The 12077-nt window shown below is 61.1% G+C and carries 10 protein-coding genes; 9 read left to right on the top strand and 1 reads right to left on the bottom strand.

What is annotated here, in order from left to right; all coding sequences use genetic code 11:
* Nucleotides 1–55 precede the first annotated feature (55 nt).
* The 7 genes from PYH37_RS10815 to PYH37_RS10785 all read left to right on the top strand — a co-directional run bounded on the left by PYH37_RS10815 (nucleotide 56) and on the right by PYH37_RS10785 (nucleotide 7851).
* Nucleotides 56–1291, top strand: coding sequence for a sensor histidine kinase (locus tag PYH37_RS10815; RefSeq protein ID WP_280731405.1), 1236 nt, complete (start codon nucleotides 56–58; stop codon nucleotides 1289–1291).
* 51 nt (nucleotides 1292–1342) lie between these two features.
* Nucleotides 1343–1585 (top strand): hypothetical protein, encoded by a 243-nt coding sequence (locus tag PYH37_RS10810; protein WP_280731404.1) that lies wholly within the window; start codon nucleotides 1343–1345, stop codon nucleotides 1583–1585.
* A 1183-nt stretch (nucleotides 1586–2768) separates the two neighbouring features.
* A complete protein-coding gene (locus tag PYH37_RS10805) occupies nucleotides 2769–5795 on the top strand; it encodes a PAS domain-containing protein (RefSeq protein WP_280731403.1) in 3027 nt (1008 codons plus the stop codon).
* Complete coding sequence (locus PYH37_RS10800) at nucleotides 5792–6439, top strand: response regulator transcription factor (RefSeq protein ID WP_280731402.1); 648 nt, start codon at nucleotides 5792–5794, stop codon at nucleotides 6437–6439. Before PYH37_RS10805 ends, PYH37_RS10800 begins: the two co-directional genes overlap by 4 nt.
* The gene (locus PYH37_RS10795; protein ID WP_280731401.1) at nucleotides 6436–6825 is read left to right on the top strand and encodes a response regulator; all 390 of its coding nucleotides are present in this window, start codon (nucleotides 6436–6438) and stop codon (nucleotides 6823–6825) included. The genes PYH37_RS10800 and PYH37_RS10795 overlap by 4 nt, the downstream gene beginning before the upstream one ends.
* Complete coding sequence (locus tag PYH37_RS10790) at nucleotides 6815–7498, top strand: response regulator transcription factor (protein ID WP_280731400.1); 684 nt, start codon at nucleotides 6815–6817, stop codon at nucleotides 7496–7498. Before PYH37_RS10795 ends, PYH37_RS10790 begins: the two co-directional genes overlap by 11 nt.
* A 131-nt stretch (nucleotides 7499–7629) precedes the next feature.
* On the top strand, nucleotides 7630–7851 hold the full coding sequence (locus PYH37_RS10785; RefSeq protein ID WP_280731399.1) for a hypothetical protein: 222 nt from the start codon (nucleotides 7630–7632) through the stop codon (nucleotides 7849–7851).
* A 123-nt stretch (nucleotides 7852–7974) separates the two neighbouring features.
* Here the strand turns inward: PYH37_RS10785 and PYH37_RS10780 are convergent, their stop codons facing one another.
* Nucleotides 7975–8943 (bottom strand): MBL fold metallo-hydrolase, encoded by a 969-nt coding sequence (locus PYH37_RS10780; RefSeq protein WP_280731398.1) that lies wholly within the window; start codon nucleotides 8941–8943, stop codon nucleotides 7975–7977.
* A 456-nt stretch (nucleotides 8944–9399) separates the two neighbouring features.
* Between PYH37_RS10780 and PYH37_RS10775 the strand changes: the two genes are divergently transcribed.
* Both PYH37_RS10775 and PYH37_RS10770 read left to right on the top strand, forming a co-directional pair.
* A complete protein-coding gene (locus tag PYH37_RS10775; RefSeq protein WP_280731397.1) occupies nucleotides 9400–10428 on the top strand; it encodes an HlyD family secretion protein in 1029 nt (342 codons plus the stop codon).
* Nucleotides 10425–12032 carry a DHA2 family efflux MFS transporter permease subunit gene (locus PYH37_RS10770; RefSeq protein WP_280731396.1) on the top strand — a complete coding sequence of 536 codons (1608 nt, stop codon included), beginning with the start codon at nucleotides 10425–10427 and terminating at the stop codon, nucleotides 12030–12032. The genes PYH37_RS10775 and PYH37_RS10770 overlap by 4 nt, the downstream gene beginning before the upstream one ends.
* The last annotated feature ends 45 nt before the right edge of the window (nucleotides 12033–12077 follow it).

Below are 12077 nucleotides of genomic sequence, written 5' to 3'. Positions count from 1 at the left end.
ATTTGCGGTATCAATGAACCTTCTGATCGCTCAGGGCGCGGAAAGGACGGGAAAGGTGAAAATTGCAGCTGTGTCGAAGCCTGACGTTTCGGCGGTCTACGCCGTCGACCTGAGACAGCGGCCAGTGCCACAGTCCGATGCGGCGCGCGAGAAGTCCGCACTTCTCCAGCTCGCCGGGCGCATGCACGACGCGCCCGGAGAGTTGCTCCCGAAGTTCGTCGAACTCGCCATGGAACTGACCGGCGGGATTTCGGCGGGCATCAGTCTTCTGGAAGAGACGGAGCCATCCCCAGTATTCCGGTGGCATCATCTGACCGGAATTCTGTCGCCGTTCGACGGAGCCACGACGCCCCGCGATTTCTCGCCGTGCGGTGTTACGCTGGACCGCAACGCGCCGACACTCGCCGTTCATCCAGAACGCGTCTACGAGTGGATCCCGCGGGACCTGTCGCTACCGGAGGTCCTGCTCGTTCCCCTTTACATCGGAAGGACGGAACCACTTGGGACACTCTGGATCGTCGCCGATGGAATCGGACATTTCCACGGCCGCCACGCAGCGACGATGCAGGAACTTGCGAGCTTCATCGGCATAGCGCTGAAGATGGTCCGGTCCGAACAGGAACTCTCTTACGCGCTTGAACAACAGGAACTGCTCACCAGGGAGATGAGCCACAGGCTCAAGAATCTTTTCGCAATCATCGGCGGCATGATCCGGATGAGCTCCCGCGGTACGGACAACAAGGATGATCTGATCGCGATGCTGTCCGGTCGGCTGCGCGCGCTCGCTGCCGCCCACTCTTTGGTGAGGCGTTCTTTCAGCGACGTTGAGGGGGCGGCCTCCGGTCTGGCCGAATTGCTGAGCATCATCGTCGAACCGCACGAGGCTGCGACGCTTGAACGGAACCGAAGGTTTTCTCTCGACGGGCCAGCTGTTCGATGCGGAGAGCAGGCGGTCAATGGGCTCGCGCTCGTCTTCCACGAACTGGCGACCAATGCTGCCAAATACGGCGGTCTTTGCGGCGACAGTGGCGGAGTGGACATTGTCTGGCAGATCGAAGGCGAACACCTTGTCATCACATGGAAGGAACACGGTGGGCCGCAAATACACTCCTCCCCCGGGTCGAAGGGCTTCGGCAGCGCGTTGGTAGAAGCCACTGTGGTCCGCCAATTCGGCGGCACTCTGAGCCATGATTGGCGGCTGGATGGTCTCACAGTGAACATCGTCATCCCACTTTCCGGTCTAGGGCCTGTTGAGATTCACCGCGAGTTGATGAAGGCGTTGCAAACATAAATCATTGATGAAAAGTTGCGATTTGAGTTTGCAGAAGAAACTCTCGATCAGATGCCGCCACTTGTAGACCTCTTGATCGATCGCGATGGGATGTTTGCGTTGTGGGCGTTGCGAGATGACGATCCGCGCGCCGCATTCCTGCATCTCTTCGATGATCCAGTTGGCGTCGAAAGCCTTGTCGGCGAGGGTGGCCCCGAAATCGAGGCCGTCGATAAGTGGCGCGACTCCGACCGTGTTGTAGCGCTCGCCCGGCAGGAGATGAAAGCGCACGAGGTCGCCCAGCGCATCGGTTAAAGCGAGGATGCACCTCCCTGATGAACCAACTCCCGGGAGGCTCTAAGCCTGATGATGTGTGCGTTAGGTGCGGCAATTCCAGTCGATACATTATGCGATCTTCTTAGCGCAGAACGTGAACATCTTCGCAACAAGTCGCGCACAGGGCTCGTGAAGAATGGCTCCCTTCACCAATGCAGAGTCTCAAGGGCGGAGTCGTGCTGACCGCTTTGCGCCCCGTTCGGCCGTTGAAGCGGACTTCGCTTCATCCCTAAAGCAGACGCTGCTGGCACGACCAAAAAGTCTTTGCGCCGCCGAAATCCGCGGCGGCTCGTGAACGATGAACATAGTCACACGTGCGAGATAATCTGTTCGAATGATCTGCAAAATGCTAGTGCAATCTTGGGCGAACGGGGGACGCACATGGATAAGCAGACAAAGGGTGCATGGGTTATCCATCACGGCAGGAAGGTTTCGGGCGACCAGCGCGGTGCGTAGGAATACAGCGCGATAGACCTTGCGGCGAGGCGGCTTCGCTTCTGGTTAGGCTTGCGGAGAGCAAGCTGAACAAGAGCCAAGTTGTTGCCGCTGCAAGACTCGGCGGCTTGAATCCAAAGACAGAGCTACAGGCCTGTCTTACCCAACTTCAGGACCGGCGGGTCATCGACGTCGCCGCTGATGTTTCAGTTTCAGTTATCGGCGTGACTGGGCGCTGCTCTTGGTCACACCTCGGACCTTTTCGACGAGAACGAATCCCAACCGTTCGAGCTGGCATCGATAGGCCTGGCGGAGCTGGCATCGTTCGCCCCCGTCGGCATGAAGGCTGCTTCCGAGTACATCGGGCGGTACCTATAAGCTCACCAAGAGCGATACCTCTATCCGGCAATCTCGGTCGTACACCGATGCCTCATAGTCATCTCCTTGAAGGCGGTTGAGGTTCATGGCAAATCATGCCGGAGCGAGCCGAACCGAGCCATCATGCTAGAGGGTCATATCTCCACTCGGATGGTCTAGCAGAGCGATCCGAGGGGCCAGGCAGGTACAGTTCACCCCATCGACATGCAATGCATGGATTTCCATAGGATGCGGCTGAGGCAAGGCGCGATTAGGATTGTGCGCGTGATTTCGCCAACACAGATATTCAAAACAAGTGCTGCGCGACGCGCTGACGGTCCGCAGCTTTTCTCGTCCGTAGGAGGAGGCAATGACGACGGCGTTTAACTCGCTTGGCGAAATCGACTCCGAAGCATTGCGAGCGGCTCGGATCATCGAAAGCGTGGTTGGCAACGCGTGGGCGACCGACGCCGCCGGCAAATTCACCTACGTGACTCCGGCGACGTTGTCGCTTCTCGGCATGACGCTGGAGGAATTCAATTCGCCTTTGGAAGAGGGTCCTTCCGGTTGGAGGCGGATAATCCATCCAGACGATTATGAGGGCGCCGTCGCCACATGGCGTCTCTGCCTGCAAACAGGTGAGCATTACAATGTCGAACACCGCATGTTACGCGCGAGTGGTGCTTACGGTTGGAGTCGAAGCTCGGGACAGCCATTGCGTGACAGCCAAGGTCATGTCCTTGCATGGTACGGCACAATTATTGACGGCGATGTTCCGCCCGTGGCCAGTGAGCGATTCGCGGACGTCGCCAGTGCTGCGCTCGAGGAAAAAGCCGCGCCCGTCGCACCGCATTCGCTGAGCCTTATTCATCCGAATGACCGGACTGCTGCGGCTCATGCGGCCGCCCGCGCCTTCTGGACGGGCGTCCCCCAAGTCACGAGACATCGGCAACTCCAGGCCGACGGCACCTATCGTTGGACCGAGACCCGATCAGAGCCGAGGTACAGTGTAAGTGTCGACATCGACGATCTGGTGACAGACAGGGAGCCGCTAACTACGACAGGATTAGACCCATTGGGTGAAAACGAAGCCGAACCAATCCGGTCGGCGAAGGTCATCGAGAGAATATTCGGCAACGGATGGGCATTCGATGCGGCCGGTAGATGGATCTACCTGCATACGTTTGCCCAGAATTCCCTCGGGGTGACGCCGGAGGATTTGAATGCTTCCTTGAAGGAGGGTCATACCGCCTGGAAGCGGCTGCTTCATCCCGACGACTATGACCAGATCGCAGCCGCATGGCGCCACTGCCTGGAGACCGGCGATCATTTTAATGTCGAGTTTCGCTTTCGGCGCGCGACCGGCATCTATGTCTGGGCTCGAACCGCCGCACGACCAACGCGCGACAGCCAAGGTCGTATCACAGGATGGTTTGGCATCGCGCTTGACATCGACGTTTACAAGAAAACCGTGGCGGCGTTGCGCGGTCGGGAGCGCGAGTTGTCGCAACTCGTGGACATGGTTCCCGTCCACATCAGACGCTTGACGCCCGGAGGCGAGCCGACCTTCTTCAACAAGCGCTTGCTCGACTTCTTCGGTTTGAACGACCTGGCGCAACTGGACAAGCCGGACATGAGCCGAATGGCGGCTGCCATACAGACCCTTGTTCATTCCGAGGATGCCGCACGCCTGCTGGAGACCGTCCGCCACTCCTTCGCCACCGGGGAGCCCTACTCTATGAAGTATCGTATGCGTCATGCGGATGGCGCGTATCGTTGGTTCGACGGCCGAGGGGAGCCGGTGCGGGACCAAAGCGGAACGATCGTGCAGTGGTACGCCATCTCCATCGACATCGACGATGAGATGCGCGCGCAGGAAGCGCTGCGCAATCGGGAACGTCAGCTTCAACAACTCATCGACACCGTGCCGGTGCAGATCTGGTGCATCACGCCTGGCGGTGAACCGGCATACATCAACAAAACGATGATGGACTATATCGGCCTGAAGCTGGAGGATTTTGATGCCCAGCAAGGATTAGCCGGAGCAATTCAGACCATCGTCCATCCTGACGACAGGATCCCTTTGCAGCGCGCCCTAAACCACTCCTTCAGCACGGGTGAAGCGTTCGAGTTGAAATTTCGCAACCGCCGATCGGATGGTTCATACCGCTGGACAGAGGGGCGTGCTGAACCACTCCGTGACGAGAGCGGCCGCATCATCCGGTGGTTCGGCGCCAACGTCGATATCCATGATTTCGTGACTTCTCAGGAAGCGCTGCAAGAGCGGGAGCGCTTCCTCTGGGAGCTCGTTGAAACGCTGCCGGCAATGATCGATTGCGCCGCACCGAATGGCGAGCCGGTCTATCGCAGCCAGCAGCTTCGCGAATTCCTCGGGTATGAGCTTGAAGAATTGGACGGCACCGGAAAGTCCCGGCTGGCGGGGACGCTCGACGCCGGCGTTCACCCCGACGACGTGGCGGGCGTCAAAGAGAACTATGCCCATTCGTTGGCGACCGGCGAGCCGTATGCGAGGAGGCACCGTCTGCGGCGCTTCGATGGCGAATATCGCTGGGTTGAGACGCGCGCTGCGGCGATGCGCAACGCCGAAGGCGCCATCGTGCAGTGGAACGTCATCTGCCTGGACATCGAAAATGAGGTTCGGGCGGAGGAAGATCTGCGTCTGGCGCAAGAGGGGCTTGCACGGGCGAGCCAGGCGGCCAGCCTTGCGGAGCTTTCGGCTTCTATCGCGCACGAAGTGAACCAGCCGCTGGCGGCGATCGTCGCCAACTCACATGCCTGCAACCGTTGGCTGTCCGCCGAGCCGCCGAATCTTGAGCGTGCGAAGATCACCGCCGAGCGCATCATCCGGGATGCCAACTCGGCGGCGGATGTCGTCGGCCGCATCCGTGCATTGTTCAAGCAGTCCACGGAGCCAAGGATCGGCACGACGATCTCCGGCGTCGTTGCCGAAGCGCGCAACCTCATGGCGGAGGAGGCGGCGCGGCGGCGCGTTCGGATGGATATCAATGTCGAAAGCAACCTTCCCCCTGTCGCGTTGGATCGGGTCCAGGTCCAGCAGGTTTTGGTGAACCTCATTCGCAACGGCGTGGAGGCGATGGACTCTGCTGCTGGCGATGACAGAGTCCTTGGGTTGCGCGTGCGCCGCATGGGAAATGTGGTCCAGACCGAGATCAGTGATCGCGGCCGGGGCGTCGAATTTCCCGACAGGATCTTCGAGCCGTTCTTTTCGACGAAAGAGCACGGGATGGGCATGGGGCTCGCCATCTGCCGCTCGATTGTCGAGTCTCACGGCGGACGGCTATGGGCGGAGAAGAACCAACCGCATGGAGCGACCTTCGTCTTCACATTACCCGTTGAAGTGAAAGCATCGCCATGACGACGGACGATCATATCGTGTTCATCGTGGATGACGATGAACGCATTCGAGAGGCGCTCGGCGAACTGCTGGCCTCCCACGGCATGCGCGCCATCGCGTTCGGATCGGCCGGCGACTATGTCAGCGCGGACAAGCCGAACGTCCCTGCCTGCCTCATCCTCGACGTCGAATTGCCGGATATCAACGGGCTCGATCTGCAGAGTCAGATCGCCGCGGGCGATCATCCGCCGATCGTTTTCATAACAGGGCATGGTGACATTCCGTCCTCGGTGTGCGCGATCAAGCACGGCGCCGTGGACTTCCTGACCAAGCCTTTCAGTGATGCGGACCTCATGGCCGCAACCCATGCGGCGATCGCCCAGGATCGGGAAAAGAGAGCAGAACGCGCTGAACTCGGCGTGCTAAGGCAACGCTATTTCGACCTGACGCCGCGCGAACGCGAGGTGCTGCCGCTGGTGGTGAGTGGTCTGCTCAACAAGCAGGCCGCAGCCGAGCTGGGGATCGGCGAAGTCACGCTGCAAATTCATAGAAGGAACGTGATGCAGAAAATGGCAGCGGCGTCGCTCGCCGATCTTGTGCGTATCGCGGAGCGATTGGAAATACCGATCACCCACTCGCGCCGAGCAGGAGGGAGCGGAGCATGAGCAAGCGAAGACCTGTCGTGGCGATTGTTGATGACGATCCAAGACTGCTCGAGTCGCTGGAGGACCTTCTGGAGTCCGCGGGCTATGCCGCGCGCATCTTCCCGTCCGCGGGGTCGCTACTCATCAGCGGACTGTCGGGCGTGGACTTGCTCATCACCGACATAGGGATGCCAGGCATGGACGGCTTTGAACTTCGTGACTGGGTGAAGAAGGTACGTCCGGAGCTGCCGGTGTTCCTGATCACCGGCCGCCACGAGATAGCGGATCAGGACCGCGCCCAAGGCATCAGCGGGTTCTTCCGCAAACCCTTCGATGCCCAGGCCTTACTGGCGGCCGTGGACCACGCCTTACGCAATCGAAACATCGAGGGTGATCATGATAGTTGACCAGTTGTTCGTGCTGCGGATATCAGCGCCGCAGAGGAATGAAGCGGAGCAGCCGCTCGTCATCATTGTCGATGACGATGCGTCTATGCGGGAGGCGCTGACGGAGTTGATCCTGTCGGCCGGCTTTCAGCCGGTTTGCTTTGCCTCGACCCGCGAATTGCTCGACGCCGACGTATTGGAAAGCCCCGGCTGCTTGATCCTCGATGTTCGCATGCCAGGAGCGAGCGGTCTCGATCTGCAGCGTCATCTGACCCAAAGCGGCAACTCCAAGCCAATCATCTTCCTGACCGGGCATGGCGACATTCCGATGACTGTCCAGGCGATGAAGGCCGGCGCTGTGGATTTCCTCACCAAGCCAGTGCGGGACCAAACGCTGCTTGACGCTGTGATTGCGGGCATTGCGATGGATGCCGCGCGCCGGGCGGAAGCCGTGATCGTCAAGCGCAATGTCGAACGCCTTGAGACGCTGACGCCACGCGAGCGCGAGGTTCTGCACGAACTGGCGTGCGGACGCCTCAACAAGCAGATCGCCTTCGACCTCGGCATTAGTGAAGTGACGGTCAAGCTGCATCGCGGCAATGTCATGCGCAAGATGGAGGCCGCTTCCATCGGCGAACTGATCCGGGCATGGGAAACATTGCCCGCGCCGATGCGCGAGGCCGGCACGAACTAGAGTACTCAAAAATTCGGTTCTGTAAGCGCGGCTCGCTGAATGTCCACTTCGCTCCGAAAGTGAGCAGATGCAGCGAACTATCGAACCGGGCAGTGGTCGATCAGAGGTTTGCGGCCGAAAAGCAAAACGGCGTGGGGACACCCTACATACCGCCCATGACGCGCCGCTTGAAATGCCGGATCGATCCCGAGCAGAGCCCCTACATCTGCATGCTGCCGGAGCACAACCGGTGCGGCGCGGAGATGATCGACCTGCCCGCGGTAGAGAAGCCGAAGCCTAAGCCGGCGAAGATACGGGCGGGTGTCGTACGAGGCGGCGATCGACCAGTTGTTCAAACGCATGCGGTCGTCTAGATCGTTTCATTGTTTCATGGAAACAGTGAAACGATCTAACTCTTTGAAAGTCCGCAATTCCGGACGGAAAACCGTTACACACTTTCCTGGATTGCTCTAGTTCGGCCCTAACCCAACAAGCGGTCAGTAGTCCCAGAAGACCGGTACCCAACGAAAGGCGTCGCCGTCGACCGCCACCCGGCCGACGGACGGGAATGGCAGGTGAGTGGCCACCAGCTGTTCGCCTGTTGCCGCCAGCTCCGTCAAAAGACGGACCCGAACCCGGGCCGCCTCTTCGGGGTCGTGTTCGAAACCGTTGTGCCAATCGGGATGGTCGAACCCGACCGCGAACACGGCGTCACCAGCGAAGGTCAGCCGATCGCCGCCGGATGCCAGGCGAACCACGCTGTGCCCAGGGGTGTGGCCGCCAGTGCGACGGACGACCACCCCAGGCGCCACCTCGTGCTCCTCATCGAACAGCCGCAGCTGGCCGCGGTACTCTTCTGCGAACCGGGTGGCGGCCGCCCGAAGCGCGTCCGGGAACCCAGCCGGCATGGAGACGTGGGTAAAGTCGGGCGCCTCCCAAAACTTGACCTCGGCGGCCGCCACATGGATCCGCAGGTCCGGACGCAGCCGGTCTTTCACGCCATCGACGAGCAGCCCGCCAATGTGGTCCATGTGCATGTGGGTCAGCACCACGTCGGTCACGGACGCAAGATCGATGCCGGCAGCCTCCAGCCGCTTGACCAACTGCCCGGCCCGCGGCAAGTTCAAGGCCGGGTCCAAACCTAGCCCAGCATCAACGAGTATGGTCTGCCCGCCGCTACGCACCACGACCACGTTCAGCGGCCAGTCGAGGGCGTCCGGCGGCAGGAACATGTCGTCCAGCCAGGCCCCCCGGACAGCTGGGTCGGTGTCGTGCGCCAACATCGCGGTTGGGAGCGGCAGCACCCCATCGCTGATCACCAGCACCTCAATCTCGCCGATCTGCACCGCATAGCGCGACGGAACCAGCTCGTCGCGGGCCGTCGTACCGGGGTTTGAGGTGTTGTCCAAGCTCATGTTTGTCTCCTGCTGACCAATCCTACGGGGTTTTGTTTCTGCCTGCGACATGATGCGCTCCTGTTTTTGCGTGATCGAGACATGTCGATCACGAGTTACGTCGCGGAGTCTATGTTGAAGCATGTTTGGCGGTCGAGCTACACCTGAGGATAGGGCAGCCTGTGCTCTCAGCGGACCGCAACGAAGATTTGGTGGTGAAGAGGCTGGTATGATGGAGTAGACGCTCTCGGCCGCCGAACGGTGCCCCCCGCGCTCAGCGTTGACTCGAAGCCGCTCGGCGTCCTGATACACTCTCGAGGTGCTCTTTCGAGCAGGAAAGACCGCCGGGCGGTTTAGTGACACGATTAGGATCCCCATCCGCTGGGCGCATCCGACCTAGACCTTGCCCTCGCATCACAGAGACTTCGGTACAATGGTTCTCCGGACGCATAGGCGCATCCTGGTCATTGCCGGCCACAGCCTGCATGGAGGAAACAATGCGCAATAACATCGGAATTGGGGGGCGTCGTGGCTGAGCTCAACAAGATCGTCGGCTTGCTGCTCTGCCTCGGCGCGGTGGTGGTCGTAGCCGGCGGATGGGCCTGGGCTCGTCCGGGCGGCGTCGCGTCGACCGACAATGCCTATGTCCGCGGGGATGTCACTTCGCTTGCCCCGAAGGTCGCCGGCTATGTCACGGCGGTAGAGGTTCAGGACAACCAAGCCGTGCGGGCGGGTGACGTCCTGTTCCGGATCGACGATCGTGACTACCGCGCACGGCTTGCGCAGGCGGTCGCCAATGTCGAAGCGGCCCAGGCTCGGCTCACCAATGTCGATGCGGAGACGGAGCTTCAGCATGCGCTCATTCGGCAGGCCGAAGCGCAGAGACGTTCGGCCGTGGCCGAGGTGAATCTGGCGACCAAAGCCGCCAGCCGCCACCGTGAACTCATCCGCAGCAACACCATCAGCCAGGCTATTGTCGATGAAAGCGACGCGGCACGGTCGAGAGCCGAAGCGGGCGTGGCGGCGGCAGCGGCAACGCTGGAGGCGCAGCAGCAGCGCATCGCCGTCCTTGCCGCTCAGCGTGCAGCTGCCGTTGCCGCGGTGGCGCAGGCAGAGGCCGCGCGCGATCTCGCCCAAATCGATCTGGAGAATACCGTGGTACGCGCCCCTGTCGACGGCGTTATCGGCAACCGGCAGGTCCGCATCGGCCGATTTGTTGCGCCGGGCGCCTCCTTGCTCGATATCGTTCCGGTCAACAATGTCTGGGTCGTGGCGAATTTCAAGGAAACCCAGCTCGAACATATCCGGCCCGGTCAGCGCGTCCGCATCAGCATCGACGGCTATCCGAACGGGGCGCTTGAAGGTGTGGTTGACAGCTCTTCGCCCGGCAGCGGCTCTGCCTTCAGCTTGCTGCCAGCGGACAATGCGACGGGGAACTTCGTTCGCGTCGTCCAGCGTGTGCCGGTGAAGATCCGGTTTGCCAACAATCCGTTGGCCGGCCGCCTCGTGCCCGGCCTGTCCGCGCGTGTCGAGGTTGATCTGAGGAGCGGCTCATGACCACGACCGTCACCATCACGCGGAGGCGCCACAGATCGACGCCCGGATCCTTTCTAGTCGCGGGCATCGTGCTCGCCACACTGACAGAAGCGATCGCCAGCACCGTCCTGTCGCTCGGGCGCGGCGACATCATCGGCGACACATACGCAACGCCTGATGAGTTCGCGTGGCTGGATATCGGCTACACCGCGCTCAAGCTCATCGGCTTCATGGCCGCCTCGTCGCTGATGAACCGTATCGATCCGCGCCGCCTGATCGTCGGCTCGACCCTCACCATGGGCCTGGCGTGCGGCATTGCCGCCATAACGGCTCGCTTGGACCTGCTGGTCGCGCTTCGAATGATTCAGGGCTTCGCCGGCGGCACCCTGCTTGTCGCCGGCCAGGCGATGATTTTTCTCGCCTATCCGCGATCCCACCAGCCGCTCCTTCAGGCTCTGTTTGCGATGGGGTCCGTTGTCGCCCCCGCGACGATTGCGCCCGCCCTTCAGGGGTGGTTGCTCGATAGCCAATCCTGGACATGGATCTTCTTCAGCATTGTTCCGCTGGCGCTGGCGGCTGCCGGACTTCTGCTGATCGCAGACGGCCCGATGCCCGCCAGGACCGCGCACCGTCCATTTGATTGGATCGGCTTCTCGCTGATCGCCGTCACACTTTTCTGCTTCACCTACGTCTTCAGCCAGGGCAGCCGCTGGGACTGGTTCGAGGAACCTCTTATCCTCTGGCTGACAGTGATCGGTGCAGCCACGCTGCTGGCCTTTCTCGGCCAACAAGTGTTGGCCAAAGGCGAGGGCCTGCTCGACTTCACCCTGTTCAAATCGGAGGATTTTTCCTTCGCCTTCATCGTCAGTTTTGTCGCCGGCGCCGCCTTGTTCGGAAGCGCGTTCCTGATTCCGGCCTTTGCCGTGTCCGTCCTCGCGTTCACGCCGACCGATGCCGGCCTGCTCCTGTTGCCGAGTGGCGCGCTTTTCATCGGCACGCTCCTCATTGCCGCCTTCCTCATGCAGGTCCGCCGCGTTCCTCCGGTCGCCACGGTGCCCTTTGGCATCCTGATGATCATGGTTGCGATGTGGATGCTCTCCGGATCGACCAGCGAGAGCGGCGCGGACGACATGATGGCAGCAATCCTGTTGCGTGGCTTGGGCCTGGGTTTCCTGTTTCTATCGATCACTCTGATCGCTTTCAGCAACCTCAACAGCCGAAATCTCGCGTCCGGAATCGGCCTCTTCAATACCGGTCGCCAGCTTGGTGGTCTGATCGGAGTCGCCGCACTCCAGACACTGATCGACCACAACGTCGTCGCCAATGTCGCGGTCCTCGGCGCGAACGTCACCGCAGGACGGCCCGCGGTCATCGACCGGCTGACGACGACGACCGCCATGCTGACGGCGAGAGGAATGGACGCCGCGGCCGCTGGTCGAGCAGCGGCGAGCCTGCTCGGCCGGGTCATCACAGGTCAGTCCACGGTGATCGCCTTCGACACGGCGTTCAATGCAGTCGCCCTGCTTTTTGTCATCGCCGCGCCCGTGCTGGTCGCCATTAAGATCGGACTCTCCCGGTACGCGAAAATGCGCGCTGCGCGGTTGCTCAAGACGAAGGAACCCTAACGTGAGAACTATGCGGTTTTTTGGAGCATGTACGCCAACCGTTGG

This window comes from Sinorhizobium numidicum (assembly GCF_029892045.1).
GTDB lineage: Bacteria > Pseudomonadota > Alphaproteobacteria > Rhizobiales > Rhizobiaceae > Sinorhizobium > Sinorhizobium numidicum.
The sequence above is the reverse complement of the archived record's forward strand: the minus strand, read 5'-3'. Positions and strand labels throughout refer to the sequence as shown.